The sequence below is a fragment of the Geodermatophilus saharensis genome (assembly GCF_900188205.1).
Taxonomy (GTDB): Bacteria; Actinomycetota; Actinomycetes; order Mycobacteriales; family Geodermatophilaceae; genus Geodermatophilus; species Geodermatophilus saharensis.
In genome coordinates this window covers 239,562-265,616 of record NZ_FZOH01000008.1, presented here as the reverse complement: position 1 = coordinate 265,616, position 26,055 = coordinate 239,562, and the positions used below count along the sequence as shown (strand labels likewise).

At 76.7% G+C, this 26,055-nt stretch carries 27 protein-coding genes; 13 read left to right on the top strand and 14 right to left on the bottom strand.

Annotation, left to right across the window (positions count from 1 at the left end; translation table 11 throughout):
• Window positions 1-6: 6 nt before the first annotated feature.
• Entirely contained in the window at window positions 7-1,788 is a 1,782-nt protein-coding gene (locus tag CHC04_RS19070) for an N-acetylglutaminylglutamine amidotransferase (protein WP_089405499.1), read from the bottom strand.
• A 128-nt stretch (window positions 1,789-1,916) separates the two neighbouring features.
• Here CHC04_RS19070 and CHC04_RS19065 point away from each other — a divergent pair, with 128 nt between their 5' ends.
• Complete coding sequence (locus tag CHC04_RS19065) at window positions 1,917-2,588, top strand: aminoacyl-tRNA hydrolase (RefSeq protein WP_089405498.1); 672 nt, start codon at window positions 1,917-1,919, stop codon at window positions 2,586-2,588.
• 106 nt (window positions 2,589-2,694) lie between these two features.
• Here the strand turns inward: CHC04_RS19065 and CHC04_RS19060 are convergent, their stop codons facing one another.
• Complete coding sequence (locus CHC04_RS19060; RefSeq protein WP_245817479.1) at window positions 2,695-3,285, bottom strand: HNH endonuclease signature motif containing protein; 591 nt, start codon at window positions 3,283-3,285, stop codon at window positions 2,695-2,697.
• On the opposite strand from CHC04_RS19060, the gene CHC04_RS24620 reads away from it, so the two are divergent.
• Together CHC04_RS24620 and CHC04_RS19055 are read left to right on the top strand one after the other, a co-directional pair.
• Window positions 3,275-3,547, top strand: coding sequence for a hypothetical protein (locus CHC04_RS24620; protein ID WP_217897457.1), 273 nt, complete (start codon window positions 3,275-3,277; stop codon window positions 3,545-3,547). The genes CHC04_RS19060 and CHC04_RS24620 overlap by 11 nt on opposite strands.
• A gap of 180 nt (window positions 3,548-3,727) precedes the next feature.
• Window positions 3,728-4,720, top strand: a complete 993-nt coding sequence (locus CHC04_RS19055) for an aldo/keto reductase (RefSeq protein ID WP_089405552.1) — start codon at window positions 3,728-3,730, stop codon at window positions 4,718-4,720.
• A gap of 121 nt (window positions 4,721-4,841) precedes the next feature.
• On the opposite strand, the gene CHC04_RS19050 is transcribed toward CHC04_RS19055, so the two are convergent.
• Window positions 4,842-5,657 carry a PaaX family transcriptional regulator C-terminal domain-containing protein gene (locus CHC04_RS19050; protein WP_176450094.1) on the bottom strand — a complete coding sequence of 272 codons (816 nt, stop codon included), beginning with the start codon at window positions 5,655-5,657 and terminating at the stop codon, window positions 4,842-4,844.
• 61 nt (window positions 5,658-5,718) lie between these two features.
• Between CHC04_RS19050 and CHC04_RS19045 the strand changes: the two genes are divergently transcribed.
• Window positions 5,719-6,084 carry a hypothetical protein gene (locus CHC04_RS19045; protein ID WP_089405551.1) on the top strand — a complete coding sequence of 122 codons (366 nt, stop codon included), beginning with the start codon at window positions 5,719-5,721 and terminating at the stop codon, window positions 6,082-6,084.
• Window positions 6,077-6,553, top strand: a complete 477-nt coding sequence (locus CHC04_RS19040) for a hypothetical protein (protein WP_089405495.1) — start codon at window positions 6,077-6,079, stop codon at window positions 6,551-6,553. Before CHC04_RS19045 ends, CHC04_RS19040 begins: the two co-directional genes overlap by 8 nt.
• Before the next feature lie 4 nt (window positions 6,554-6,557).
• On the opposite strand, the gene CHC04_RS19035 is transcribed toward CHC04_RS19040, so the two are convergent.
• Window positions 6,558-7,415 (bottom strand): hypothetical protein, encoded by an 858-nt coding sequence (locus tag CHC04_RS19035; protein WP_089405494.1) that lies wholly within the window; start codon window positions 7,413-7,415, stop codon window positions 6,558-6,560.
• Window positions 7,416-7,573: 158 nt separating this feature from the next.
• Between CHC04_RS19035 and CHC04_RS19030 the strand changes: the two genes are divergently transcribed.
• Window positions 7,574-9,895: a SpoIIE family protein phosphatase gene (locus CHC04_RS19030; RefSeq protein WP_245817477.1), complete on the top strand. Its 2,322-nt coding sequence runs from the start codon at window positions 7,574-7,576 to the stop codon at window positions 9,893-9,895.
• 45 nt (window positions 9,896-9,940) lie between these two features.
• Here CHC04_RS19030 and CHC04_RS19025 read toward each other — a convergent pair whose 3' ends face one another.
• Window positions 9,941-10,429, bottom strand: coding sequence for a flavin reductase family protein (locus CHC04_RS19025; protein WP_245817475.1), 489 nt, complete (start codon window positions 10,427-10,429; stop codon window positions 9,941-9,943).
• A 9-nt stretch (window positions 10,430-10,438) separates the two neighbouring features.
• On the bottom strand, window positions 10,439-11,383 hold the full coding sequence (locus tag CHC04_RS19020; protein WP_089405493.1) for a hydroxymethylglutaryl-CoA lyase: 945 nt from the start codon (window positions 11,381-11,383) through the stop codon (window positions 10,439-10,441).
• A 125-nt stretch (window positions 11,384-11,508) separates the two neighbouring features.
• Here CHC04_RS19020 and CHC04_RS19015 point away from each other — a divergent pair, with 125 nt between their 5' ends.
• Window positions 11,509-12,402, top strand: a complete 894-nt coding sequence (locus CHC04_RS19015) for a diguanylate cyclase domain-containing protein (RefSeq protein WP_245817472.1) — start codon at window positions 11,509-11,511, stop codon at window positions 12,400-12,402.
• 7 nt (window positions 12,403-12,409) lie between these two features.
• Here CHC04_RS19015 and CHC04_RS24345 read toward each other — a convergent pair whose 3' ends face one another.
• The 6 genes from CHC04_RS24345 to CHC04_RS18985 form a co-directional block, all read right to left on the bottom strand.
• Entirely contained in the window at window positions 12,410-12,787 is a 378-nt protein-coding gene (locus CHC04_RS24345) for a hypothetical protein (RefSeq protein WP_176450093.1), read from the bottom strand.
• Between the two features lie 324 nt (window positions 12,788-13,111).
• Complete coding sequence (gene pgm, locus CHC04_RS19005) at window positions 13,112-14,746, bottom strand: phosphoglucomutase (alpha-D-glucose-1,6-bisphosphate-dependent) (protein WP_089405491.1); 1,635 nt, start codon at window positions 14,744-14,746, stop codon at window positions 13,112-13,114.
• Window positions 14,747-14,774: 28 nt separating this feature from the next.
• Window positions 14,775-16,487: a 5,6-dimethylbenzimidazole synthase gene (bluB, locus tag CHC04_RS19000; protein WP_245817471.1), complete on the bottom strand. Its 1,713-nt coding sequence runs from the start codon at window positions 16,485-16,487 to the stop codon at window positions 14,775-14,777.
• A complete protein-coding gene (locus CHC04_RS18995; RefSeq protein ID WP_089405490.1) occupies window positions 16,484-16,801 on the bottom strand; it encodes an MmcQ/YjbR family DNA-binding protein in 318 nt (105 codons plus the stop codon). The genes bluB and CHC04_RS18995 overlap by 4 nt, the downstream gene beginning before the upstream one ends.
• Before the next feature lie 73 nt (window positions 16,802-16,874).
• Window positions 16,875-17,270 (bottom strand): VOC family protein, encoded by a 396-nt coding sequence (locus CHC04_RS18990; RefSeq protein ID WP_089405489.1) that lies wholly within the window; start codon window positions 17,268-17,270, stop codon window positions 16,875-16,877.
• Complete coding sequence (locus CHC04_RS18985; protein WP_089405488.1) at window positions 17,267-18,100, bottom strand: helix-turn-helix domain-containing protein; 834 nt, start codon at window positions 18,098-18,100, stop codon at window positions 17,267-17,269. Before CHC04_RS18985 ends, CHC04_RS18990 begins: the two co-directional genes overlap by 4 nt.
• Window positions 18,101-18,260: 160 nt before the next feature.
• On the opposite strand from CHC04_RS18985, the gene CHC04_RS18980 reads away from it, so the two are divergent.
• A complete protein-coding gene (locus CHC04_RS18980; RefSeq protein WP_089405487.1) occupies window positions 18,261-18,485 on the top strand; it encodes a ribbon-helix-helix protein, CopG family in 225 nt (74 codons plus the stop codon).
• Complete coding sequence (locus tag CHC04_RS18975; protein ID WP_089405486.1) at window positions 18,485-18,910, top strand: TA system VapC family ribonuclease toxin; 426 nt, start codon at window positions 18,485-18,487, stop codon at window positions 18,908-18,910. The genes CHC04_RS18980 and CHC04_RS18975 overlap by 1 nt, the downstream gene beginning before the upstream one ends.
• A gap of 18 nt (window positions 18,911-18,928) precedes the next feature.
• Here the strand turns inward: CHC04_RS18975 and CHC04_RS18970 are convergent, their stop codons facing one another.
• The gene (locus CHC04_RS18970) at window positions 18,929-19,777 is read right to left on the bottom strand and encodes an alpha/beta fold hydrolase (protein WP_089405485.1); all 849 of its coding nucleotides are present in this window, start codon (window positions 19,775-19,777) and stop codon (window positions 18,929-18,931) included.
• A gap of 65 nt (window positions 19,778-19,842) precedes the next feature.
• On the opposite strand from CHC04_RS18970, the gene CHC04_RS18965 reads away from it, so the two are divergent.
• The 3 genes from CHC04_RS18965 (at window position 19,843) to CHC04_RS18955 (ending at window position 23,591) form a co-directional block, all read left to right on the top strand.
• On the top strand, window positions 19,843-21,549 hold the full coding sequence (locus tag CHC04_RS18965) for a DEAD/DEAH box helicase (protein WP_245817469.1): 1,707 nt from the start codon (window positions 19,843-19,845) through the stop codon (window positions 21,547-21,549).
• A gap of 111 nt (window positions 21,550-21,660) precedes the next feature.
• A complete protein-coding gene (locus tag CHC04_RS18960) occupies window positions 21,661-23,004 on the top strand; it encodes a DNA polymerase IV (RefSeq protein ID WP_089405484.1) in 1,344 nt (447 codons plus the stop codon).
• Window positions 23,001-23,591, top strand: a complete 591-nt coding sequence (locus CHC04_RS18955; protein ID WP_089405483.1) for a class I SAM-dependent methyltransferase — start codon at window positions 23,001-23,003, stop codon at window positions 23,589-23,591. The genes CHC04_RS18960 and CHC04_RS18955 overlap by 4 nt, the downstream gene beginning before the upstream one ends.
• A gap of 66 nt (window positions 23,592-23,657) precedes the next feature.
• Here CHC04_RS18955 and CHC04_RS18950 read toward each other — a convergent pair whose 3' ends face one another.
• A complete protein-coding gene (locus tag CHC04_RS18950) occupies window positions 23,658-24,839 on the bottom strand; it encodes a PucR family transcriptional regulator (protein ID WP_245817465.1) in 1,182 nt (393 codons plus the stop codon).
• A 105-nt stretch (window positions 24,840-24,944) separates the two neighbouring features.
• Between CHC04_RS18950 and CHC04_RS18945 the strand changes: the two genes are divergently transcribed.
• Window positions 24,945-26,045 (top strand): ferredoxin reductase, encoded by a 1,101-nt coding sequence (locus CHC04_RS18945; protein ID WP_089405482.1) that lies wholly within the window; start codon window positions 24,945-24,947, stop codon window positions 26,043-26,045.
• The last annotated feature ends 10 nt before the right edge of the window (window positions 26,046-26,055 follow it).

The following is a 26,055-nucleotide window of genomic DNA, read 5'->3' as shown; positions in this document are numbered from 1 at the left end:
ACCTCCTCAGACCCCGTGGCTCTGCAGCCAGAGCTCCAGCAGCCCGAGCTGCCAGAGCTTGTTGCCGCGCAGCGGCGTGAGCTCGCCGTTGGGGTCGTCGAGCAGCCGGGAGACGTACTCCGGCCGGAACAGCGCCCGCTCGCGGGCGGCCTCGCTGGACAGGGCGTCCTTGACCAGGCCGAGCACCTTGCCCTCGAGGTGGGTGATCGCCGGGACCGGGAAGTAGCCCTTGGGCCGGTCGATGACCTCCGGCGGGATGATCCGGCGCCCGAGCGCCTTGAGCACGCCCTTGCCGCCGTCGGCGAGCTTGAGCTCCGGCGGGCAGGCGGCGGCCAGCTCCACCAGGTCGTGGTCGAGGAAGGGCACCCGGGCCTCCAGGCCCCAGGCCATGGACATGTTGTCCACCCGCTTGACCGGGTCGTCGACGAGCATGACCTCGCTGTCGAGGCGCAGCGCGGCGTCGACGGCGGTCTGCGCGCCGGCCCGGGACATGTGGTCGCGGACGAACTCCAGGCTCGGGTCGCCGTCGAGGGCATAGCGCTCCCCGACCAGCGCGCGCACGTCCTCGGACCCGCGGTCGAAGAACGCCCTCGCGTAGCGCTCGACGGCCTCCTCGCGGTCGACGTCGGCCAGGGGCGGGTACCAGTGGTAGCCGGCGAAGACCTCGTCGGCGCCCTGGCCGGACTGCACCACCCGGATCGTCTGGCTGACCCGCTCGGAGAGCAGGTCGAAGGCGACGACGTCGTGGCTGACCATCGGCTCGGCCATCGCGCCGATCGCGTGGCCCAGCGCCGCGGCGAGCTCGTCGGAGGACACCCGGATGCGGTGGTGGTCGGTGTCGAACCGCTCGGCGATGACGTCGGAGTAGCGGAACTCGTCGCCGGCGTGCCCGCCGACGGTCTCGAAACCGATGGAGTAGGTGGCCAGCCCGGTCTGCCCCTCCTGGGCGAGCAGGCCGACGATGAGGCTGGAGTCCAGGCCGCCGGACAGCAGCACGCCGACCGGGATGTCGGAGACCAGACGACGGCGGACGGCGACCCGCAGCGCCTCCTCGATCGCGTCCTCCCAGTCGCGCGCCGACCAGCGCTCGTGCTCCGGGCGGCGCTCGTAGGTGGGCTCCCAGTAGCGGTGCTCGCGGCTGGTGCCGTCGGCCTCGACGACGCGGACGGTGGCCGGCGGCAGCTTGCGGACGCCGTTGAGCAGGGTGCGCGGGGCGGGGACGACGGCGTGCCAGGTCAGGTAGTGGTGCAGCGCGACGGGGTCGATGGAGGTGTCGACGTCGCCGGCGCGCAGCAGCGCGGGCAGCGAGGAGGCGAACCGGAGCCGTCCCGGCGTCTCGGCCAGGTAGAGCGGCTTGATGCCCAGCCGGTCGCGGGCCATGACCACGCGGCCGGTGTCACGCTCGTGGATGACCACGACGAACATGCCGTGCAGGTGGTCGACGAAGTCCACGCCCCAGTGGTGGTAGCCCTTGAGCAGGACCTCGGTGTCGCTGGTGGAGAAGAACCGGTAGCCGTGACCCTCGAGCTCGGCGCGCAGCTCCTTGTAGTCGTAGATGCAGCCGTTGAACACCGCCTCCAGGCCCAGCTCGCTGTCGACCATCGGCTGGGAGCCGCTGGGGGACAGGTCGATGACCGACAGCCGCCGGTGGCCGAACGCGACCCGGCCGGCGCTCCACTGGCCCTGGCCGTCCGGTCCGCGGGGGACCAGCGCCTCGACCATCCGCGCCACGGCGGTGGTGTCGGCCAGGGAGCCGTCGAACCTGATCTCGCCGGAGAGGCCGCACATGGGTTCGATCCAACCCCAGTCGGCAGTCTCACGCGACGCGTCGGGGGGTTGTTCACACCGGCGCAACACTCGCGGTTCCACGTGGAACCGGGGGGAGGGTCTGCGGGTCGGTCCGGGAGGGTGGGGTCGTGTACGAGGACCCGGAGGGCGAGACGCCGTGGGCCGTGCAGCTGGTGGCGCGTGTCGAGCGGAGCGCGCCGCCGACCCGCAGCGCCGTCTGCGAGGCCGCGGCGGTGGCCGTCGTGCGGCTGCTGGCCGACGACCGGGCGCGGCCCGGCGGGGAGTGGTCGCCCCGGGTGCGGCGGTGGACCGACGGGGCGATCCGCAAGCACTGCCGGCGGGCCCGGGGCGTGGCCTGGCAGCGGGTGGCGGCGCTGCCCGGCGTCACCGTGACGGCGCGGGGAGCCGAGGTCCGGGCGCTGGTGCCGACCGCGCTCGACGCGCTCCCGCCGGAGGTCGCACGGCTGCAGCTGTCGGGCAGTGAGCTCGACGACCCCGACGCGTGCCCCGTGGCGGACCCGGAACCGGGCGGCGCGGTGGTGGTGTCGGTCTGCCCGGAGCCGTTCCTGCCCCTCGGCAAGGCCGCGGCTGCCTGCGGCCACGCCACCCAGCTGACCGCGCTGCGGATGCCCACCGGCCGGCTGGCCGCCTGGTCCGGCGCCGGGTTCCCGGTGGTGGTGGAGCACCCCGACGCCGCGCGGTGGTCGCGGTTGCGCGGACGTGCCCCGGTGGAGGTCGTGGACGCCGGCTTCACCGTGGTGGCGCCGGGGACCAGCACGGCCCTGGCCCGCTGGGCGTAGCGCTCCCCCCGGGGACCGGCCGCGCGCACCGGCGGGCGCCGGCTCGTCGGGGTGCGCACGAGCCGGCGCCCGCTCTGCCCGCTCCGGTCGGGACGGTGGCAGGTCGTCAGAACGGTGGTGGGTCGTCGTCCGGGTCAGGCGGTTCGTCGGCTTCCGGTGGCGGTTCGGGTGCCGGTGGTGGTGGTCGCAGGCCCGGTGGGCGGGTCGTGCGGGTGGTGCCCGACGGGGTGGTGACGGTGAGCGTGCCGTCGTCGGCCATGGTGGAGCGCCAGCCGCGGGCGAAGGTCTTGAGCCGGTGGTGGGAGCGGCACAGGCAACACAGGTTGGCGCAGTCGGTGGCTCCGCCGTGCGCGTGCGGGACGACGTGGTCGGCGTCGGCCCAGCCGACCCGCTGGCCGCAGGTGGGGAAGCGGCAGGTGCGGTCGCGGGTGCGCACGAACGCCCGCTGCTGCGCGGAGGGCGTGTAGCCGTCCCTGCCTGCGGGCCGGTCGAGCAGCGGGCAGGCGCACTCGGCGTCGGCGTGCTCCGGGCAGCCGCGGGCGGCCAGCCGGCGCAGCCGGTCCAGCGTCGCCGTGGCCCGCAGGCTGCCGTCCTCCTCGGTGAGTGCGACGGTGACCGTCCCGCCCTCGGGTGCCTGCACACCCAGGGCGTCCAACTCGCGCAGCAGCGCGCGCAGGTGGGCGGCGGTGATCGGCAACCCGTTCACCTCCCCGGCCTGGTTCGACCGCCCGGCAACGGCGGGCACCGGCGGTGCCCGGCGCGGGGTCGTCGTCATCGGGAGAGTCGTCGGCCAGGGCGAGGACGAGCTCGGCCTCGTAGGCGGCGTCCATCGCCTTGCGGGCCTGCAGGCGCTGCAGCTCGGCGGCCTTCTGCTCCCACGACAACACCCCCACCGGCAGCCGCGGCACCGTCACCGGCCGCGCGAGCAGCCACCCGGCGAGCGCCCGCTCGACGGGTGACACGTACTCCGCGACCTCCTGCACGACCCCGCACCTACGCACCGGGTACGACACTTTCCGCAGGTCAGGGGCGAGACATCCGCCGTCATGGGCCACCCCCGTCCGGCGGGCGTCGACGACGGAACGGACGGGTTCCCCGGCGGTCGGTTGCAGCGGCCGTCCGGCGGGCAGCGGGGGGTCATGCAGACACGCACCCTCGGGTCCCTGTCCGTCCCGGCCATGGGGCTGGGCTGCATGGGGATGAGCGAGTTCTACGGCACCGGCGACCAGGCCGAGGCCGAGCGCACCATCCAGCGCGCCCTCGACCTCGGCGTCACCTTCCTCGACACCGCCGACATGTACGGCCCCTTCACCAACGAGCGGCTGGTCGGGAAGGCCATCGCCGGGCGCCGCGACGAGGTGGTGCTGGCCACCAAGTTCGGCAACGAGCGGGGCGAGGACGGCTCCTTCCGCGGCATCAACGGCCGTCCCGAGTACGTGCGCCGGGCGTGCGACGCGTCGCTGGAGCGGCTCGGCGTCGACGTCATCGACCTGTACTACCAGCACCGGGTCGACACCCGGGTCCCCGTCGAGGAGACGTGGGGCGCGATCCGCGAGCTCGTCGAGGCCGGCAAGGTCCGCGCCGCCGGCATCTCCGAGGCCGCGCCGGAGACCATCCGTCGCGCCCACGCCGTCCAGCCGGTGGCCGCGGTGCAGACCGAGTACTCGCTGTGGAGCCGCGACCCCGAGGAGAACGGGGTGCTGGCCACCTGTGCGGAGCTCGGCATCGGCTTCGTCGCCTACTCACCGATCGGGCGCGGGTTCCTGTCCGGGCAGATCCGCAGCGTCGACGACCTCGCCCCCGACGACTTCCGCCGCAACAACCCCCGGTTCCAGGGCGAGGCGTTCGAGCAGAACCTGCGCCTGGTCGACCGGGTCCGCGAGATCGCCGACGAGAAGGGGGCGACGGCGTCGCAGCTGGCTCTCGCGTGGGTGATGGCGCAGAGCGACCGCGGGGGCAACCCGGCCGTGGTCCCCATCCCCGGCACCAAGCGGGTGCGCTACCTGGAGGAGAACGCCGCGGCCGCCGACGTCGAGCTCACCGACGACGACCTGCGCCGGCTCGACGAGGCCGCGCCCGTCGGCGCCGCCGTCGGCGACCGCTACCCGGACATGTCCACCGTCCACCGCTGACCCGGAGGTGCCAACAGCGCGACAAAGGCACCCGTCGGGGACGCGGAGGAGGTGCCAACAGCGCGACAAAGGCACCCGTCGGGGACGCGGAGGAGGTGCCAACAGCGCGACAAAGGCACCGTCAGGCGACGGCGGGGCGGATCCCGACGGTGCCGAGGACGTCGGCCACGTGCGCGCGGGCCGCGGCCGCCAGCCGGGCGCCCGTGTCGGCCCACGCGGCGCGGACCTCGCGCGCGGGCCAGGCCTCCGGCTGCAGCGCCGGGGGGAGCAGCGGGTCGCCGGTGACGACGGCGCGCAGCTCGGCGTGCAGCCGCAGGTGCAGGGCCAGCGCGGCCGGACCCTCGGGCACCGCGCCCGAGACGGCGCGCAGCCGGTCGAGCACCCGCGTCCACGCGGCGGCCAGCCGGGGGAGGTCCCAGCAGCGGGCGGCCAGGTCGACGTCGGACAACCGCGAGTCGGCGACGCTCGCGGTGAGCAGGTCCAGCCGCGAGGTGCGCTCGCCGGCCAGCTCGGCGCCCACCTCCTCCAGCGCCGCCCGGTGCGGTGAGACCCAGGTGGCCGGCGCGAGCGGGCCGAACCCCGCCCGGGCCAGGCCGCGGCGCACCCTCTCGCGGGCGGCCCGGTCGGTCTCCGGGACGCTGTAGACGACCATCCGCCACTGCCCGTCCCACGGGCCCGTCCGGCGCGCGACGCGCTCGTCGCGGGCGGCCAGCGCCTCCCGCAGCACCGCCGTCGGGGCCACCAGCGTCTCCCGTCCCCGCCGGGACCCCGTCAGCCACCCCGCGCGCCGCAGCGCCGCCACCGCGAGGCGCGTGCTGGGCTCGGCCACCCCGCACGCGGCCAGCAGCCCGACCAGCGTCTGCAGCGACACCGGGTCGCTGCCGACCACCTCGAGGTGCTCGGCGCAGAGGTCCACCACCAGGTCGCGGACGGTCATGCCCCTCCTCCTACCCCGTGCCGCGACCGCCTCTCGCGGCGGACGCGCGATCATGGGTCCGATGAACGCCACCCTCGTCTGGTCGGCCACGGCGGTCGCCGTCGTCGTCGCCCTCGCCGGGCTGGCCTCCACGCTCGCCCACCGGCGGATCGGCCTGCTCCACCTCGCCGGCGCCGCGGTGCTCGAGGTCGTGCTGCTCGTGCAGGCCGTCGTCGCCGGGGTGGCACTGGCCGGCGGCGAGCGGCCGCCGGAGACGGCGACCTTCCTCGGCTACCTCGCCGGCGTCGTGCTCCTGCCGGTGGCCGGGGTGCTGTGGTCGCGCACCGAGCCCAGCCGCTGGGCGGGGACCGTGCTCGCCGTCGCCGCCCTGGTCACCCTGGTCATGGTCTGGCGGCTGGTGCAGCTGTGGGAGGCCCCGGGTGCCTGAGCGGACGGCGCCGGGCGGGACGGCGACCGGACCCGGGCGGGTGCTGGTCGCCGTCTACGCGGTGTTCGCCCTGGCCGCCGGCGCCCGCGCGACCGTGCAGCTGGCCACCCGCTTCGACGAGGCCCCGGTGGCCTACCTGCTGTCCGCGTTCGCCGCGGCGGTCTACGTCGTGGCCACGGTGGCCCTGGCCCGCGGCGGGCGCCGGGTGGCGCTGGCCGCGATCGGCGTCGAGCTGGCCGGGGTGCTGGTGGTGGGCACGCTGTCGCTGCTCGACCGCGCGGCCTTCCCCGACGAGACGGTGTGGTCGGCGTTCGGCCGCGGCTACGGCTTCGTGCCGCTGGTGCTCCCCGTGCTCGGCCTGCTGTGGCTGCGCCACCAGGCACGCACACCGGCGCCCGGGACACCGGCGCCCGGGACACACGCGCCCGGGACGCAGGCACCCGGGACCGCGGAGGATCCCGGGCGCTGAGCGGTCAGAAGTCCCCGCCGCCGAAGTCGCCCCCGAAGTCGCCACCCCCGAAGTCGCCACCGCCGAAGTCCCCGCCGGCGTCGTAGCCGTTGTCGGCACCGCCGGCGAAGTCGGCACCGGGGTCACCGCCGTAGCCGCCGTCGTAGCCGCCGTCACCCGCGGCGTAGTCACCACCACCGCCGTCACCACCGCCGTCCCCGCCGCCGTCGTTGCCCTCGGCGCCGTCCTGGTAGCCCTCGGCGTAGGCCTCCTCGTCCCCGCCGCCGAACAGTCCGCCGTCGCCGAGGCCGGTGTCGAACAGCGCGTCGGCCACCGCGGTGCCCACCACCAGGCCGCCGATGGTGCCGAGCAGGCTGCCGCCCAGCGAGCCGCCGAAGCCGCCCATGCGCGGCCCGTAGCCCCCGCCGTAGCCGCCGTAGCCCCCACCGCCGTACCCCGGGCCGTACCCGGGGCCGGCGCCGTAGCCCGGGCCGTAGCCGCCGCCGAAGGTGCGCTCGAGGATGCCGGGCTGGCGCAGTTCGGCACGGGTGGCCACCCGCGCGAGCGTCTGGGCGTCGTCGGTGCGGGGCCGCTCGGAGGCCGGCACGGCGGCGGCGAGCTGGGTCAGCACCTCCTGCCGCTGCTGCGGGGTGAGCTGGGCGAACGCCTCGGCGTGCGCCTGCTCGATCTGGTCCGGGGGGGCGGTCCGCAGCAGGTAGCGGTAGCGCTCGACGGCCTGCTGGTCGGTGAGCGGTGCGCGCTGCCCGGACGCCGGCCGGGCGGGCGGGGCCTGCGGTGGCGGCGCGACGTACCCGTCGTACCCGCCGTACGGCGCGGGCTCGGGTGCGCGGCGACGGCCGAGGAGCCGGTCGAGCAGTCCCATGTCTGGTCTCCCTCCCTGGGTGGCTCGGACAGGGGTGCCCGCCCGGGCGGACCGCACACCTGCGGGCGGCCGGCCACCGCACGCGTGGGCGTCCCACCTGCGGCGCCGGTTAGATTCGTTGCGTGCCACCGAGAGGCGACCGACCGGAGGGACGACCCGTGCCCGGTGACGGCGTCGGTCCCGAGGCCCGGGCGGCCGTGGCGGAGGCGGCCGTCGACGGCCGCGGCGCCGGCGGCCGCCAGTCCCGCATCGTCACCGCCGCCCACGCCGTCGTCACCGAGCAGGGCGAGGGCGGGTCGGCGGCCGCGGCGCTGCCCGCCGTCCTGGCCGACGTCCCGGTCGCCGTCCTGCTCATCGACCGCGAGTCCGGCGCGGTCACCTACGCCAACACCGCCGCCGTCGAGATGGCCGGCAACGTGCGGCTCCCGGTCGACATCGACACCTGGGGCGCCTCGGCCGGCCTCACCGACCTCGGTGGCGCCCCGCTGGCCCGCACCAGCGGCCCGCTGTCGCTGGTGGCCCAGGGGCAGCCGGTCACCGGCGAGGCGGTGCGCCTGACCCCCGGCCGCAGCAGCGACGCCGCACGGGCGCGCCAGGACGACGGCGGCGGTGACCGCCTGCTGTGGGTGACCGGCTTCCCGCTGTCCCAGCCCGGCAGCGGCCAGCAGCTGTCGCTGGTGGTGCTGCTCGAGGTCGAGGGGGCCACCGGCACCAGTGACGCCGAGGCCGAGCTGCAGGGGCTGCGCGAGCGGGCCGTCGTCGCCACCGACATCGCCTTCACCATCACCGACCCCCGCCAGCCGGACAACCCGCTGGTCTGGGTCAACCCCTCCTTCAGCCGGATCACCGGCTACGCCTACGGGGAGTCGGTGGGCCGCAACTGCCGCTTCCTGCAGGGCCCGAACACCGACCCGGCGGCCGTGCAGAGGATCCGCGACGCCCTCGCGGCGCAGGAGCCGGTCACCGTCACGCTGCTCAACCACCGCCGCGACGGCACCGCGTTCTGGAACCAGCTGGCCATCAGCCCGGTATTCGACGGCGAGGGGGAGCTGGTCAGCTTCGTCGGCGTGCAGACCGACGTCACCGAGCGGGTGCGGGGAGAGGCCGAGCGCGAGGCCGCCTTCGCCGCGGAGCAGGCCGCCCGGCAGGAGGCCGAGCTGGCCCGCGCCGTCGCCGAGCAGGCACGCTCGGACGCCGAGCGGGCGCAGCGCGACGCCGAGGGGGCGCAGGCCCGGCTGACGCTGATGGCCGAGGCCACCAGCTCGCTCATCGCCACCCTCGACGTCGGCGACCTGCTCGACCGGCTCGCCGGGCTGTGCGTGCCCCAGCTGGCCGACTGGGTCGTCATCACGCTCGTCGACGACGGCGGCGAGGTCCGCGCGATGGTGTCCCGCGACCGCGAGCGCGCCCGCACGGAGCTGCGCCGCCACGACGCCGGGCACGGGCTGCGGCTGCCCTCCGACTCGCCCAGCCAGCGCAGCATCACCTCGTCCCGGACCGTGCTGGTCGAGCGGCTGCCGCCGCAGCTGGACGAGGACACCGCCTCACCGGTGGCCCAGGAGATCGCCGGGCGGCTGGGCGCGGCGACGGCGCTGAGCGTGCCGCTGGTGGCCCGCCGCCGCACCCGGGGCGCGATCGCGCTGGTGCGCAGCACACCCGAGCACCCGTTCACCCCCGACGACGTCAGCCTGGTCGAGGACCTCGCCCGGCGGGCGGCGCTGGTCATGGACAACGTGCGGCTCTACCAGCAGGAACACGCCGTCGCCGACACGCTGCAGCGGTCCCTGCTGCCGGAGCTGCCGGACATCCCCGGCCTGCGGGTCGCGGCGCACTACGTCAGCGCCTCCACGGCCGCCGACGTCGGCGGGGACTTCTACGACCTGCTGCAGCTGCCCGACGGCTCGGTGGGGATGGTGGTGGGCGACGTGGTCGGCCACGACGTCGCCGCGGCCGCCGCGATGGGGCAGCTGCGCGGGCTGATCCGGGCCTGCCTGTGGGAGGCGCCCGACCCGCACCCGGCTGCCGTGCTGACCCGCGTCGACCGGCTGGTGCAGGGCCTGCGCGTGGCGTCGATGGCCACCATGGCCTACGTCCGAGCGATCCCCCCGGCGCGGCCGGGCGGGCCGTGGACCGCGCAGGTGGTCAACGCCGGCCACCCGCCGCTGGTGCTCCGCTCGCCCGACGGCACGGTGGAGCTCGTCGACGGCGTCCCCGGCCTGCTCGTCGGCGTCGACGTCGCGGCGCGGCGGACGGTGCGCACCGTGGAGCTGCCCCCCGGGTCGGTGCTGCTCGGCTACACCGACGGCCTGGTGGAGACGCCGGGGTCCGACCTCGACCAGGGCATCGAGGCGCTGCTCGGGCGGCTGGCGGCCACACCGGCGGGAGCCTCCCCGCGGGAGCTCTGCGACGCCGCCGTCAGCGGCACCCTGGACGGCCGCGACGACGTCGCCCTCATCGCCGTCCGCTTCGACGAGGCATAGGGAGCTCTCCCCACGTCCACGCGGCCAGGACGTGCGGATCGCTTCCTATGCCTCGCGGGGCTCGGGGCGGCCGTAGCCGCCGCGGTGGAACAGCAGCGGCCGGCGGTCGGGGTCGGCGCCGAGGTCGAGCACCCGCGCGGCCACGATCGTGTGGTCGCCGCCGTCGTACTCGGCCCAGAGCGTGCAGTCGATCCACGCGACGACGCCGTCGAGCACGGGGGAGCCGTGCGGGCTGGGCCGCCACGCCACCCCGGCGAACTTGTCGACGCCGGAGCGGGCGAACGCCGCCGACAGGCCCGACTGGTCCTCGGCGAGCACGTTGACGCAGAACCGGCCGATGTCGCGCAGCCGCGGCCACGTCGTCGACGTGCGCGCGGGAGCCAGGGCCACCAGCGGCGGGTCCAGCGACAGCGAGCTGAACGACTGGCAGGTGAAGCCGATCGGGCCGGTGTCGCTGTGGGAGGTCACCACGGTGACGCCGGAGGCGAAGTGCCCCAGGACGTCGCGCATGACGCGCGGGTCGATGACCTCCACGCCGGCCGCTCAGGCGAGGGTGGCCGCGGCCGCGCGCGGCACCGACCGCCCACCGGCCCGGTACAGCGAGCTGGGCAGCTCGTGGCCGACCGCGCCCTCGGTGACCCGCGCCGCGGCCAGCATCGCGTCGAGGTCGATGCCGGTGCGCACGTCGGACTCCTCGAGCCAGTAGACGAGCTCCTCGGTCGCGATGTTGCCGCTGGCGCCCGGCGCGAAAGGGCAGCCGCCGAGGCCGCCGACGGAGGCGTCGAGCTGGGTCACCCCGGACTGCACGGCGGCCAGCGCGTTGGCCTGGCCGGTGCCGCGGGTGTCGTGGAAGTGCACCGCCACCGGCGTCCCGGGGCAGGCGCGGCGGACGGCGTCGAGCAGGCGCACCACCCGCGCCGGCGTCGTCGTCCCGATGGTGTCGCCGAGGCACAGCGCGTCGGCGCCGGCGGTGACCGCGGCCCGGCAGACGTCGACGGTGCGGGCGATCGGCGTCCGGCCGTCGAACGGGCAGTCCCACGCGGTGGCGACGACGACCTCGAGGGAGCCGCCCGCGCCGTGCGCCAGCCCGGCGACCTCCGCGACCCCGGCGAGCGCCTCGGCGGTGGACCGGCCGGCGTTGGCGCGGCTGTGCCCGTCGGAGGCGGAGACGACGAGCTCGAGGTGGGCGAGGCCGGCGTCGACCGCGCGCACCGCCCCCCGCGGGTTGGCCACCAGCGCCGACCAGTGCACGTCGGGCCAGCGGGAGAGCTCGGCGGCGACCCGGTCGGCGTCGGCCAGCGCGGGGACGGCCTTCGGCGAGACGAACGAGGTCACCTCGATGCGGCGCACGCCGGTGGCCACCAGCGCGTCGAGCATCGCCAGCTTGCCCTCGAGGGGGACCGGCGCCTCCAGCTGCAGCCCGTCGCGCATCCCCACCTCGCGGACGTCGACCGCAGGGGGCAGCACGAGGTCGAAGTCCGCCGTCATGATCGTCCTCCTGGTCCACACGGGTTCCAGGGCCCATCCTGCCCGGGTGGCAGGTTCCACGTGGAACTGGGAGGGAACACCCTGGTCACACCGCATCACTCGGGGGGAGGAACAGGAGGTGGTCCGTGGACGACGCCGAGGCCGTGGGCACGGTGAAGCAGCCCGACCCGGGCAGCGCCTTCACCAACTCGCCCATGGGCGTCGCCCTGTGCACCCCGGACGGCGGGCTGATCGCGGCCAACCGCGCACTGGGTGACCTGCTGGGGAGGCCGCCGGAGCAGCTGGCCGGGACCACCCTGTCCGACGTCACCCACCCCGACGACGTCGCCGCTGCGATGGCCCTGCTCCAGGGCCTGCGGAGCAGCCAGGGACGGGCCCGGCTGGAGTGCCGGTTCCTCCGCCCCGACGGCACCGAGATCCCGGTGCAGGTGACGACGTCGTGGGTGGCCGGCTCGCCCGACGGCACCCCGCCGCACCTGGTGACGGTCGTGGAGGACGTCACCGAGCGCAAGGAGCTCGAGGCCCGCCTGCTGCACCTGTCGGCCCACGACCCGCTGACCGGCCTGCCGAACCGGCTGCTGTTCCGCGACCGGCTGCGGCACGCCCTCGAGCGCGGCCACCGCGAGCACACGCCCACGTGCGTGCTGGTCCTCGACCTCGACGGGTTCAAGGCGGTCAACGACCAGTTCGGCCACCCCACCGGCGACGCCGTCCTGGTCGCGGTCGCCGGCCGGCTGACCTCGGTGCTGCGGGCCAGCGACACGGCGGCGCGCCTCGGCGGTGACGAGTTCGCCGTCGTCTGCGAGAACACCGAGCGCACCGACGCCGAGCACCTGGCCGCCCGGCTGCGGGAGGCGCTGCCGGGCACGCTGACCGTGGGGTCCACGACGGTGCCGGTGGGGCTGAGCATCGGCATCGGGTCGGTCGACGGCGGCACCGACCCGGAGCAGGCGCAGGACACGGTGGTCCGCGAGGCCGACGCGGCGATGTACGCCGACAAGGCCCGCCGCCGCCCCTGAGCCCCGCTCAGCGGCCGGCGGCCCAGCCGACGGTGGCCGGGAGCCGCGCGAAGACGGCGGTGAGCACCGGCAGGGGCAGGGCGAACACGAGGAACGCGGTGAGCCCGACGAGGCTGTCGGGGCCGACCGTGCCGGCCCCGACGGCCAGCGCGAGGAACAGCACCGCGACGGCGACCAGCGCGGAGACGAACAGCGGCGTCGGGGAGTGCCGGGTGAGCAGCCGGATCCCCGCGGTGAGCAGCGCGGCGCCGCAGGGCAGGCCGAGGACGAGCACCAGGCTCACGGCGTCGCCGTCCCCGGCGAGGACGGCGGCGGTGAGGACCAGCGCCACCAGCCCGCTCAGGCTGCCGGTCACGATGCCGAGCACCCCGGCGGCGGTGGCCACGCCGGGACGCCCGGGACCGGCCGGCCAGGCCGGCGGGCCGCCAAAGCCGTAGCCGGGTGGCGGCCCGTACCCCGGTGGTGGGCCGTACCCGGGGTGGGGCGCGTGGCCGTGGCCGGGAGGGGGACCGTAGGGGGCCGGCGGCCCGTACACCGGGGGAGGCGCCGCTCCGTACGGCGCCCCGTAGGGCGCTCCGTACGGTGTCGCGGCGGACCCGGGCGGGACGGCGTCCCACTCCTGCTGGTGGGGCTGACCGGTCATGCGGCCAGTCTGCGGCCGCTGCCCGCCCGTGCCGTCCTCCGACCCGGCGCCGGCACCCCGTCCGGGTCAGGCGCCGAGGGCGGCGCCGACGACGGCCCGCGCCTCCTCCTGCACCCGGGCGAGGTGGTCGGCGCCCCGGAAGCTCTCCGCGTACACCTTGTAGACGTCCTCGGTGCCCGAGGGCCGGGCGGCGAACCAGGCGTTCTCCGTGGCGACCTTCAGCCCGCCGATGGACGCGCCGTTTCCGGGTGCCTGGGTGAGCTTGGCGGTGATCGGCTCGCCGGCCAGCTCGGTGGCGGTGACCGCCGACGGCGACAGCTTCCCCAGCGCCGCCTTCTCCTCCCGGGTGGCCGGGGCGTCGACCCGGGCGTAGGCCGACTCGCCGTACCGCTCGACCAGCCCGGCGTGCAGCTGCGACGGCGAGCTGCCGGTCACCGCCTGGATCTCGCTGGCCAGCAGCGCCAGCAGGATGCCGTCCTTGTCGGTGGTCCACACCCGCCCGTCGCGGCGCAGGAACGACGCCCCGGCCGACTCCTCGCCGCCGAAGCCGACGGTGCCGTCGAGCAGGCCGGGCACGAACCACTTGAACCCGACCGGCACCTCGACCAGCCGCCGGCCGAGCCCCGCCACGACCCGGTCGATCAGCGACGAGGACACCAGCGTCTTGCCGACGGCGACGTCGGCGCCCCACTCCGGCCGGTGCGCGAACAGGTAGGAGATGGCGACGGCGAGGAAGTGGTTGGGGTTCATCAGCCCGGCGTCGGGGGTGACGATGCCGTGCCGGTCGGCGTCGGCGTCGTTGCCGGTGGCGATGGCGTACTCGGCGCGCTTGCCGATGAGCGAGGCCATCGCCGACGGCGAGGAGCAGTCCATCCGGATCTTGCCGTCCCAGTCCAGCGTCATGAACCGCCACGTGGGGTCGACCAGCGGGTTGACGACGGTGAGGTCGAGGCGGTGCCGCTCGGCGATGGCGCCCCAGTAGTCGACGCTGGCGCCGCCGAGCGGGTCGGCGCCGACGTGCACCCCGGCGTCGCGGACGGCGTCGAGGTCGAGCACGGCGGGCAGGTCGTCGACGTAGGCGCCGAGGAAGTCGTGCCGCTGCGCCGCGGCGTGCGCGCGGGCGAACGGGATCCGCCGCACGCCGTCGAGCCCGGCGGCGAGCAGCTCGTTGGCGCGGGCGGCGATCACCGTCGTGGCGTCGGTGTCGGCGGGGCCGCCGTTGGGCGGGTTGTACTTGAAGCCGCCGTCGCGGGGCGGGTTGTGCGAGGGGGTGACCACGATGCCGTCGGCGAGGCCGCCGGTCCGCCCGCGGTTCGCGGTGAGGATGGCGTGGCTGACCGCCGGCGTCGGGGTGTAGCGGCCGGCGGCGTCGACGAGCACCGTCACGTCGTTGGCGGCCAGCACCTCCAGCGCGCTGGCCCAGGCCGGCTCGGACAGCGCGTGGGTGTCCCGGCCGAGGAACAGCGGCCCGTCGTACCCCTGCTGGGCGCGGTACTCGCAGATCGCCTGGGTGGTGGCCAGGATGTGCGCCTCGTTGAACGCGGTGTCGAACGAGGACCCCCGGTGCCCGGAGGTGCCGAACGACACCCGCTGCGCCGGCTCCGCCGGGTCGGGCACCAGCGTGTAGTAGGCGGTCACCAGCGAGGCGACGTCGACCAGGTCGGCGGGGGTGGCGGGCTGGCCGGCGCGGGGATCGGTCACGGCGTCGATCCTGGCCCGCCGTCCGGGGTCAGTCCACGCGGGCCGTGGTGCGGCGGATGCGGAGGCCGTCGAGCAGCAGGCCGGCGGCCAGCGCCGCGCCGGCGCCCTCACCGGCCCGCAGCCGCAGGTCCAGCAGCGGCTCGAGACCCAGCGCCTGCAGCACGAGGTCGTGGCCGCGCTCGCGGCTGCGCTGCCCGGCCACCAGGCACGCCTGCGCGCCGGGCTCGAGCTGCACGGCGGCCAGCGCCGCGACCGACACGGCGAACCCGTCGAGGACGACGGCGGCGCGCGTCTGCGCGGCGCCGAGCACCGCACCGGCGAGCACCACGAGCTCGGGCCCGCCGAGCTCGGCCAGCGCCCGCTCGGGCGCCAGGCCGGTGCCCGCCCGGGCGAGCGCGGCGGCGACCACCGCGCGCTTGCGGTCGAGCACGTCGCTGTCGGCGCCGGCTCCGAGGCCGGTGACCTCGGCCGGGCCGGCGCCGAGCAGCCCGGCGGCGAGCGCGGCGGCGACGGTGGTGTTGCCGACGCCGACCTCGCCGAGGGCGAGCAGGCCGTCCCGGGCGCCGAGGTCCCGCCCGGCGGCCAGCAGCCGCCCGACGTCGGCGGGCGTCATCGCCGGGGCGGAGGCGAGGTCGCCGCGGGGGCCGGCCGGGCGGGCGTCGACCGCCCCGGGCAGCGGGTCGCCGGACACCCCGGCGTCGACGACGACGGTGGCCAGCCCGGCCGCGGCCGCCGCGGTGGCGCCCACGGCGGTGCCGGCCAGCGCGGCCCGGGCCACGTTGCGGGTGACCGTCGCCGGGTAGGCCGAGACGCCCCGCGCGGCGACCGGGTGGTCGGCGGCGGCCAGCAGCAGCGTGCCGCCGGTGACCTCGCCGCGGCCCAGCGCCACGACCCGGTCGACGGCGCGGTCGAGTACGCCCAGCGAGCCGGGGGTGGTCAGCAGCCGGTCGGCGTCGTCGCGGGCGCTCACCACCGCCTCGCGGCCGGGGGCGCGCAGGTGCGAGGGGGGAGCGGCGGGCCCGCCGTCGTCGGCCGGCCACCGGTCCTCGACGACGACGGCGTCCAGCGGCAGCCGCCGCGACCAGCCGGCCCGCTCCAGGCCCGGTGCCGGGGGGCGCTCGTCGGGCCAGCCCAGGCACAGCCAGCCGAGGGTGGCCACCCCCTCGGGCAGGCCGACGAGGCCGGCGAGCTCCTCGGGGCGGAACAGCGTCACCCAGCCCATGCCCAGGCCCTCGGCGCGGGCGGCCAGCCACAGGTTCTGGATGGCCGCCGCGCAGCTCCACAGGTCGGCGTCGGGGAAGGTGGCGCGGCCGAGGACGCCGGCGGCCGGGGTGCGCCGGTCGCAGCAGACGACGATCCCCAGCGGCGCCTCGCGCACGCCCTCCAGCTGCAGGTCCAGCAGCCGGCGGGCGGCGTCGGGCTCGAGCCGGGCGGCCTGCCGCAGCCGCTCGCGGTCGGTGAGGACGGCGGCGCGGTCGCGGACGCCCGCGTCGCGGACGACGACGAAGCGCCACGGCTGGCTGTGCCCGACCGACGGCGCGGCGTGCCCGGCGGCGAGCACCCGCCGGAGGACGTCGCCGGGCACCGGGTCGGGCCGGAACCGGCGCACGTCGCGGCGGGCGGCGACGACGGCGTAGAGGCCCTCGGCGTCGCCGGGCATGGCCCACCCGGCGGGGTCGCCGGCGCGCTGGGCGGCGGAGGTGGCGTCGCCGACGAGCGGGACCGGCCGCGGGTAGCTCACGGGCGGGTCTGCCGCAGCCGGGCCGGGGCGCGGCGGCTCCAGGCGTCGTCGAGCAGGTCGGCGACGGTGGCCTCCTCGGCCCGGGCGAGGTCGACCTGCACGCCCGAGAGCCGCTTCCCCCACCACAGCAGCGCGACCGCGCCGCCCTCGGCCGCCCGCGCCTCCGACTCCCCGACCATGACGTTGAGGATGCCGGGTGCCCACAGCGTGGCGAGCACGGCGGTGCCCAGCCGGAACGACGGGCGGCCGTGGTGGTCGGCCTCGGTGACCTCCGGGAGGGCGAGGGCCAGGGCGCGGACGTCGTCCTCCGTCACGCTGCCTCCTCGCTGACGCTCGTCGGCATCGTGTCGGGCCGTGCTGCGCACCTGCGTGACCTCGCGAGCTCGGTCACGCGCGGGGCGCCCCGCGGTAGTCGCCGACGCTCCAGCTGTTGCCCTCGGGGTCGCGCACGGAGAACTCCTTGCCGCCGTGCTCGGGCTCGGTGAGCGGCCGCAGCACCTCGGCACCGGCGGCCCGCACCCGCGCCCAGACGGCGGCGACGTCGTCGGTGACCAGGTAGGCGCCGCTGCCGCCGGGGCGGACCGGCCAGCCGCCGTCGTCGCGGGCGGAGCCGAGCATCACGCCGCCGCCGGGCGGCCAGGCCAGCTCGGCGTGCACGACCAGGTCGCCGTCGCGGACGACGAGGGTCTCGGTGAAGCCCAGGACGTCGACCAGCCAGCGGATGAGGGCGGGGGCGTCGGCGGCGCGGAAGGCGGGCCAGACGGTGGGAGGTGGGGTGCTCATGCCGCCGACCCTGCCGCGTCGCGGTCGCCGCCGTCTTGGACGAATCCGAACTCCGCCGCCAGCCAGCGCAGCGGGGACAGCCCGGTGAACGCGCGCCACTCGCGGGTCAGGTGCGCCTGGTCGGCGTAGCCGGCGGCCGCGGCCAGGGCGGCGAGGTCGGGGCGGGGCCGGGCGGCCAGGGCGCGGCGGGCGCGGTCGAAGCGGACCACCCGCGCGGCCTCCTTGGGACCCAGGCCGGTCTCGGCGCGGAACCGGGCGGTGAGGTGCCGCTCGGACCAGCCGACCCGGCGGGCGATCTCGGCGACCCGCAGCCGCCCGCCGCCGGCCAGGGTGAGCCGCCAGGCCTCGGCGACCTCGGCGGGCGGCGTGCCGTGGCCGGCGACCCGGCGGAGCACGTCCTCGGCGGCGGCGAAGCGGGCCGGCCAGCTCGCCGCCTCGCGGACGCGGTCGACCAGCTCGGTGCCGCCCAGGACGTCGGCGAGGTCGACGTCGAGCGCCGCGAGCTCCCCGGCGGGCACGCCGAGCAGCCGGCGGGCGCCCAGCGGGGACAGCGCCAGCTGCAGGCCGGTCTGCCGGCCGGGGTGGCGGATGAGCGCCGGGGTGGTGTGCAGCCCGCCGAGGAGGGCGTCGTAGCGGCCGGGTGCTTGCGCGCGGTCGGGGTGGGCGGCGACGTCGAGCGACCCGTCGAGGGTGACCACCAGCGTCAGGGCGGGGGAGGGCAGCCCGCGGTGGGTGCCCGGCGGCAGGCCCTCCTGCCGGTAGCCGAGGGCGCCGGTGACCAGGCCGCGCAGCGCCGGGTGCGGCCGGTGCGGCACGAACTGGCTGGTCACCGGCCCAGGATGGCAGCGCACCCCCGGCGGCTCCAGCGGTGCACTCCCGCGGACGCGCACGGGCCCGCGCACGTGCGTGGGCGCCCACAGCACGTCCCAGCCGCTGGACGGGTGAGCATCGCGATGCACGGCCCGGCGCATCACGATGTAACCTCGATCCGTGCGGACCACGGTGACCCTCGACGAGGACGTCGCCGCAGCGGTCGAGCGCCTGCGCCGCGCGGAGGGTCTGGGCCTCAGCGAGGCGGTGAACCGCCTCGTCCGCGCGGGGTTGGTCCCGCGCCGCGATGCCCGACCGTTCCGGCAGCGCACCGCCGACCTGGACGTCCTGATCGACGTCACCAACGTCGGCGAGGTGCTCGACCTCCTCGACGACGCCTCCTGATGCTGGTCGACGCGAACCTGTTGCTGTACGCGGTCAACAGCGCCGCGCCGCAGCACGAGACGGCACGCGCCTGGTGGGAGGCCGCGCTCAGCGGCGCCGGTCGCGTGGGCCTGCCGTGGCAGACGATCGGGGCCTTCGTCCGCATCACCACCCACCCGCGCGTGATCCGCCGGCCACTGGCGGCCGAGGAGGCGTGGTCCTACGTGGCCGAGTGGCTCGACGTCGACGTCGTCTGGATCCCGCCGGCCACCGAGCGCACCGCCGGCATCCTCGGTGACCTGCTCCGCCGCACGGGCGCCACGGGGAACCTCGTCCCGGACGCGCAGCTCGCCGCCCTGGCCATCGAGCACGGGGTCGCGGTGGCCACGGCGGACACCGACTTCGCTCGCTTCCCCGACGTCCGGTGGATCAACCCGCTCGACTGAACGGAGTCCACCGCCGGCTCAGTGCTCGACGGCAGCCAGGAAGGCCTGCAGCGTGCGGAGGAAGACCTCGGGCTGCTCGGAGTGCACCCAGTGGCCGGCGTGCTTGACCTTCACCAGCCGGGTGTGCGGGAAGAGCTCCTCCATGCGGGGGCGGTCCTCGGGCAGCACGTAGTGGCTGTTCGCGCCGGCGACCCACAGGACCGGGCCGTCGAAGGTCGCGCCCGGCGGCGGGTCGGGGAAGCCGCGCAGCTCACCGAGGTCGCGCTGCAGCGTCTCCAGGTTCAGCCGCCACCGCCAGCGGCCCGAGGCGACCCCCTCGCGGACGAGGCTCTGCAGCAGGAAGGAGCGCACCATCGTGCTTGGCACCGCCTCGCGCAGCGCCCGGTCGGCGTCCTCGCGGGTGCGCAGCGCGCCCAGGTCGACCGCCCGCATCGCGGTGATGAAGGCGTCGAACGGCGAGGCCTCCTCGTCGGGGTCGTTGGTCCGCCCGCCGGAGACCGGGTACTCCACGGGAGCGATGTCGACGACGACCAGCGCGCGCAGCAGCTCCGGCCGCCGCAGCGCCAGCTGCATCGCCACCTTGCCGCCCATCGAGTGCCCCACCAGCGTCACCGGCTCGCCGAAGGACTCGAGCTCCGCGGCGACCAGCCCGGCCATGTCCACGTAGTCGACCCGGTCGGTCCACGGCGAGTACCCGTGGTTGGGCAGGTCGAGCAGCGTCACCCGGTGGCCGTCGGCGAGCCCCTTCGCCGCCGTCGTCCAGTTCTTGCCCTGGCCGAACAGGCCGTGCACGAACACCACCCGCGGCCCGGCCGTGCCGACGGTGCGCGCCGCCAGCCGCTCGTCGGAGGGCGCGCCGGCGGTCATCCGGCGATTCCACCAGATCCGCGGGCTGCGGCCACCTACCGTGCCCGGGACGAGAGGAGGCCCCCGTGCCCGGACGGCGTCGCGCCGCCCCCACCACCCCGAAGCGCCGGACGGCGAAGCGGCGGACGACGGCGCGCCGGCCACCGGTGCCCGACCTGCCCACCGCGGGCCCGGGGGAGCGGGTGTGGGTGCTCGCCGTCCCGTTCCGCGCCCCGGCACCGGGCGCCGTCTGGCACGCGGGCCTGCAGGCGCACGTCTGGGTCGGCCGGGAGCTGCCGCCGGCGCTGGCGCCCTACGACCCGCCGCCGTACACGTTCGAGCGCTTCCTCGAGGACGAGCTCAACGAGACGCCCCGCCCGCTGCCCGAGGCGCGGGCGCTGGTGCCGCGCGAGGAGCAGTGCACCGGCGCCGAGGTCGTCGTCGCCGCGGCCGCGGCCGGGCACCGGGTGTTCCTGCTCGGCGACGACCCCGGTGTCGGCAAGACCGGCACCGCCGTCATGGCCGCCCGGGAGATCTGCGAGCTGCGCGGCGGCGAGCGGGTGCTCGTCGTCGCCGACCGGCCGGCGGCGATCACGGTCCCGCACTGGAGCCGGTCGATCGCCGGCTTCGGCGACGGCGGGCTGCGGTGGTGCGTCACCACCTGGGACCGGCTGGCGAAGGTCGCGAAGCTGCCCTTCGACGTCGTCGTCGCCGACGAGGCGCACATGGTCCGGCACACGACGACGCAGCGGTGGAGGCACTGGAAGGCGGTGTCGGGCGGCGGCCGGACCTCGGGGGTCCCCTTCGTCATCGCGGCCACCGCCACCCCGGCGCACACGCCGCTGGAGCTGCCCTACCTGGCGCCCCAGTTCGCGCAGCGGCACGGTGAGCCGCTGCGCGCCTGGGGCGACCTGCCGGCGAAGCTGGCCGAGCACGGGTTCCACGTGGAACGGGGCCGGTACGGCTGGGCGTGGACCGAGGACGCCGACGCCCGCCGCGCCGACCTCGCCCGGCTGCAGGCCTGGCTGACCGACGCCGACCCGCCCGCGACGCTGCACCGCCCGGCGCCGTGGGGCCCGGTGTCGGTCACCGGGACGCCGGTGGCGCTGACCCCGGCCGAGCGGAGCGCCTACGAGTCGGAGTGGCAGGAGTTCCGCGCGGAGATGCAGCTGGCCCGCCGGGCCCGGCAGAGCGCCCGCGGGCGGGCGGCGCTGCTGCGGTTCCGGCAGAAGGCCGGGCTGATCCGCGCGCAGGCCACGGTCGACTGGGTGCGCGCGCAGGTCGACGCCGAGCGGCAGGTGGCGGTGTCGGTGGAGTTCGTCGAGACGGCGGCCGACCCGATCCGCGAGGCGCTGCTGGACTCCGGTGTCGCGGTCGCCGCCATCTACGGCCGGGACCGGTTCGACGTCGAGGCCGAGCGGCTGCGCTTCCAGACCGGCGCCGCGCCGGTGTGCGTCTTCACCGTGACCGCGTCGATCAGCCTGCACGCCGGCGAGCTGCTGCCCTCCGGGGCGACGGCGTCGGCCACGCCGCGAGTGGGGCTGTTCCACCAGCCGCGCTTCTCCGGCATCCAGGCCCGGCAGGTCACCGGCCGCACCCACCGCGACGGGCAGGTCTCCCCGTGGCGGGTGGCCTTCGCCGAGGGCACCGTCGAGGAGCAGGTCGCCCGCGTGATGGTCGAACGGCTGGCGGTCAGCGGGTCGACGGCCGGCGCGGACACCTCCTCGCTGCGGGAGATCGCCGACCTCCTCGACGCCGACTGGCTGCCGCCTGCCGCGCTCACGGACGCCTGAGGCCGGCCACCGACCCGGGCGTGTGCGCTCGCGCCGCGTTCCTGGGCCCGGAGTGCGGCGCGGGCGCACACGCTCGCGTCCCGGCACGGTCCCGCGTAGGACGATGGGGGCGTGCGGCGGGAGGCGAGCGTGCTGCACCTCGACCTCGACGCGTTCTTCGCCGCCGTCGAGCAGCGGGACAAGCCCTCGCTGCGCGGCCGCCCGGTCGTCGTCGGCGGCACGGGCGGGCGCGGCGTCGTCGCCACCGCCTCCTACGAGGCGCGCGCCTACGGCGCCCGCTCGGCCATGTCGACGGCGGAGGCGCGGCGGCGCTGCCCGCCGGGGACGGCGTTCCTCGGCGGCCGGTTCGGCGCCTACCGGCGGACGTCGGAGGTGGTCATGGGCCTGCTGCGCGAGCTCTCGCCGCTGGTGGAGCAGGTGTCCATCGACGAGGCCTACGTCGACCTCGCGGCCGGTGAGCGCTCCGACCCGTCCGTCGACGGCGTCACGGCACTGGCCCGCGACCTCAAGGCGCGCATCGCCGAGGCCACCGGCGGCGTCACCGGCTCGGTGGGCATCGGCAGCTCCAAGCTCATGGCCAAGATCGCCTCGGACCTGGACAAGCCCGACGGCCTCGTCGTCGTCGCGCCGGGCACCGAGCTCGACGTGCTGCACCCGCTGCCGGTGACCCGGCTGGGCGGGGTGGGCCCGGCGACGGCCGAGCGGCTGCGGCAGGTCGGCGTCGGCACGGTGGCGCAACTGGCGGCCAAGTCGCTGCCGGACCTGGTGGCGCTGGCCGGCCGGGCGCACGGTGGCGGGCTCTACCAGCTGGCCCGCGCGGAGGACGACCGGCCGGTGGTGGCCGAGCGGGAGGCCAAGTCGGTCTCGCAGGAGGAGACCTTCGAGCGCGACCTCACCGACCTGGCCCAGCTCAACCGGCTCGTCGACGCGATGGCCGCCCGGGTGGGCGGGCGGCTGCGCGCCTCGGCGCTGTCGGGGCGGACGGTGACGGTCAAGCTGCGCCGCTACGACTTCACGACCATGACGCGCTCGCAGACGCTGCCGCAGCCCACCGACGACGCCCGGCAGGTCGCCTCGATCGCCCGGCGGCTGCTCGCCGAGGCCGGCACGGGCGGTGGTCTGCGGCTGCTCGGCGTCGGCGTCTCGGGGCTGTCGCAGTACGCGCAGGGCGACCTGTTCTCCGGCGAGGACGCCGCCGAGGAGGTCGAGGACGCCGCCGACGAGAGCCCGGCCGTGCCCGAGCCGCCGGCCGACCGGCGCTGGTGGCCGGGGCAGGACGTCGTGCACGACGAGCTGGGCGCGGGCTGGGTGTGGGGCCGCGGGCTGGGCCGGGTGACCGTCCGCTTCGAGGGACCGCTCACCCCGCCGGGGCCGGTGCGCACGCTGGCCGCCGACGACCCCGCGCTGCACCCGGGCGACCCGCCGGACTGGCGGCCGACGACGATGGGGGCATGACCGAACCGAGCGCCTGGGTGCGGATGACGCAGGCCGATCCCGGCCACTCGGCGGCCTACGTGCAGCGGTTCCGGGACCTGGCCGCCGGCGGGATGGACCTCGTCGGCGAGGCGCGGCTGGTCGACGCGATGCTGCCCCGCGGCTCGCGGGTGCTCGACGCCGGCTGCGGCCCCGGCCGGGTGGGCGGGTACCTGGCGTCGGTGGGGCACACCGTGGTCGGGGTCGACGTCGACCCGGTGCTGATCGCAGCCGCCGAGGAGGACCACCCCGGGCCGCGCTGGCTGGTGGGTGACCTCGCCGAGCTCGACCTGCCCGACCGGTTCGACGCGATCGTCTGCGCCGGCAACGTGGTGACGTTCCTGGCGCCGTCGACCCGTGGCGAGGTGCTGCGCCGCTTCCGCACGCACCTGGCGGAGGGCGGTCGTGCGGTGGTCGGCTTCGGCGCGGGTCGCGACTACGACTTCGCCGTCTTCCTCGCCGACGCCCGCGCCGCGGGGCTGGAGCCGGACCTGCTGCTGTCGAGCTGGCACCTGCACCCGTTCACCGCCGAGTCGGACTTCCTCGTCGCGGTGCTGCGCCCCGGGTGACGTGCGGGAACGGCCCGCTCGCAGGGTCCCGCCCGGGCGCGCGAGGGACGGGGGCGAGCGGGTCCTTCACCGGGCGCCGAGGGCGAGGGTCAGCTCCAGGACCGTCTGCGGGTCGTCGAGGCGCTTGCCGTAGAGGTCGCGCAGCTGCCCCATGCGGTAGCGCACCGTCTGCGGGTGCACGAACAGCTCGGCGGCCACCTGCTCGCGCCGGCCGTGGTGCAGCAGCCACGAGCGCAGCGTCTCCAGCAGCTTCTCCCGCGGCCCCGGGGCCAGCCGCTCCAGCGGGGCCAGGACCTGCGTGCGCAGGTCGGTCAGCGCCTCGGCGTCGGCGCGCAGCACCAGGTCGGCCAGCCGGAGCTCGGTGTCGACCGGGGCGTCGCCGTCGGGCAGCAGCTGCAGCTGCAGCGCCCGCAGCGCCCGCGTGTACGAGGACCGCGCGTCCTGCCACGGCCGCGGCGGCCCGACGACGGCGCCGCGCCCGGTGAGCGAGGTCAGCAGCGCCGCCCGCGCGTGACCGTCGGCGTCGGGCACCAGCAGCACGGCTCGCTCGGTCGACGGCTCGGCGCCGGGCAGGTCCTCGCCGGCCTGCAGCGTCCGCGCGTCCAGCGCGCCCATCGCCCCGCGCGCCACCGCCTCCGGCAGCAGGACGGCGGTGAGCGTCCGCGGGGGCGTCCAGTCCGCCCGCTCCGCCGCGGCGTGCAGCTCGTAGGGCGGCGCTCCGGTGACCAGCAGCGCCGCCAGCCGCTCGAGGTGCCGGCGGCGCTCGCGGCCGCTGGCGGCCAGGTGGTCGGCGTGGCCGGACGCGCTGGCCGCCGACAGCCGGTCGATGTAGGCGAACACCAGCTCGGCGAAGCGGGCCAGCGACCCCGCGGGCATGCCGGCGGCCACCGCCGTCTCGCTCAGGTGCCGCCAGGCCACGCGGGCACCCACCCGGTAGGCCGCCAGCAGCGCGTCCATCGGCCGCCCGGTGCGCGCCTCCCCGCGGCCCAGGGAGTAGGCGCCCTCGATGGCGGGGTCGACCGGCCGGCTGGCGTCGGCGCCCCCGGCCGACGTCGCCAGCTCCAGGAAGCCCGCGAGGGCGAGCTGGACGGCGTTCTCGATCTTGCGGCCCATCGGGCCGCGGAACGCCTCGGCGTAGCTGGGCACCTCGACCACGATCGCCGCGACCGTGCGCTCGGCCACCGACGGCAGCTCGGCGACCATCGCCGCCGCGATCTCCGGCGCGAACGTCCCCTGCTCGGGTGTCACCGTGACCTCCCCGTGACCTCGGTTGTGCGCTGGGGACAGTATCCGGCGAAACGTTCACGTCCAGGGCACAGGTAGTTAGACGTTCGGCAGGGAACCGTGGAGGGCATGACCGCGACCGTTCCTCGCCCCTCTCCGGCCCGGCCGGCTCTCCGGGCGTTGCGCGACCGCGTGCTGCGCGTCGCCGAGCTCGTCACCACCCCGGTCCTGCCCGCCGACTACCTGGACATGTTCCACCCCCTGCGGGCCGGCACGGACCTGCGCGGCCGCATCGAGGCGGTGCTCCCCGAGACCCCGGACGCCGCCACGATCGTCATCCGACCCGGCGCCGACTGGCAGCCGCACCGCCCCGGCCAGTACGTGCGCATCGGCATCGACGTCGACGGCGTCCGCATGTGGCGCGCCTACTCGATCACCTCCGACCTCGGCCGGACCGACGGCTGCTTCACCGTCACCGTCAAGGCCATCCCCGACGGCAGGGTGAGCAACCACCTGGTGCGCCGCGCGCGGCCGGGGACCCTGGTCCGGCTCGACCAGGCCACCGGCGAGTTCTGCCTCCCCGAGCAGCGGCCGGCCAAGGCGCTGTTCGTCACCGCCGGCTCCGGCATCACCCCGGTCATGGGCATCCTGCGCAACCACCCCGAGCTCACCGACGTCGTCCTGGTCCACTCCGCGCCGACCGCCGACGACGTCGTCTTCGGCGCCGAGCTGCGGCAGATGGCCGCGGCCGGCCGCATCCGGCTGGTGGAGCAGCACACCGACACCGCCGGGATGCTCGACGCCGCCGCGATCGCCGCGCTGGTGCCCGACCTCGCCGAGCGCGCCACCTGGGCCTGCGGCCCCGTCGGCATGCTGGAGGCGCTCGAGGAGCACTGGGCCGCCGCGGGCATGGCCGACCGCCTGTACACCGAGCGGTTCCGCCCGACGGTGCTGGTCACCGGCGAGGGTGGCACGGTCACCTTCACGGAGAACGGGACGTCGCTGGAGGCCGACGGCGCCACCCCGATCCTCGACGCCGCCGAGGAGGCCGGGGTGCTCATGCCCAGCGGCTGCCGCATGGGCATCTGCTACGGCTGCGTCCTCCCGCTGCGCGAGGGCGCCGTGCGCGACCTGCGCACCGGCGAGGTCACCACCGCCGTCCCCGGCGACGGCGTCCTCGTGCAGACCTGCATCAGCGCCGCCGCCGGCGCCTGCCACATCGACCACTGACCCCCGAGAC

What these genes read in the sequence shown, in the direction of transcription:
- CHC04_RS19070 (WP_089405499.1), bottom strand. Translation starts at nt 1,788, where the DNA reads ATGTGCGGCCTCTCCGGCGAGATCAGGTTCGACGGCTCCCTGGCCGAC.
- CHC04_RS19055 (WP_089405552.1), top strand. Translation starts at nt 3,728, where the DNA reads ATGCAGACACGCACCCTCGGGTCCCTGTCCGTCCCGGCCATGGGGCTG.
- CHC04_RS19050 (WP_176450094.1), bottom strand. Translation starts at nt 5,657, where the DNA reads ATGACCGTCCGCGACCTGGTGGTGGACCTCTGCGCCGAGCACCTCGAG.
- CHC04_RS19045 (WP_089405551.1), top strand. Translation starts at nt 5,719, where the DNA reads ATGAACGCCACCCTCGTCTGGTCGGCCACGGCGGTCGCCGTCGTCGTC.
- CHC04_RS19035 (WP_089405494.1), bottom strand. Translation starts at nt 7,415, where the DNA reads ATGGGACTGCTCGACCGGCTCCTCGGCCGTCGCCGCGCACCCGAGCCC.
- CHC04_RS19020 (WP_089405493.1), bottom strand. Translation starts at nt 11,383, where the DNA reads ATGACGGCGGACTTCGACCTCGTGCTGCCCCCTGCGGTCGACGTCCGC.
- CHC04_RS18990 (WP_089405489.1), bottom strand. Translation starts at nt 17,270, where the DNA reads ATGAGCACCCCACCTCCCACCGTCTGGCCCGCCTTCCGCGCCGCCGAC.
- CHC04_RS18975 (WP_089405486.1), top strand. Translation starts at nt 18,485, where the DNA reads ATGCTGGTCGACGCGAACCTGTTGCTGTACGCGGTCAACAGCGCCGCG.
- CHC04_RS18970 (WP_089405485.1), bottom strand. Translation starts at nt 19,777, where the DNA reads ATGACCGCCGGCGCGCCCTCCGACGAGCGGCTGGCGGCGCGCACCGTC.
- CHC04_RS18955 (WP_089405483.1), top strand. Translation starts at nt 23,001, where the DNA reads ATGACCGAACCGAGCGCCTGGGTGCGGATGACGCAGGCCGATCCCGGC.
- CHC04_RS18945 (WP_089405482.1), top strand. Translation starts at nt 24,945, where the DNA reads ATGACCGCGACCGTTCCTCGCCCCTCTCCGGCCCGGCCGGCTCTCCGG.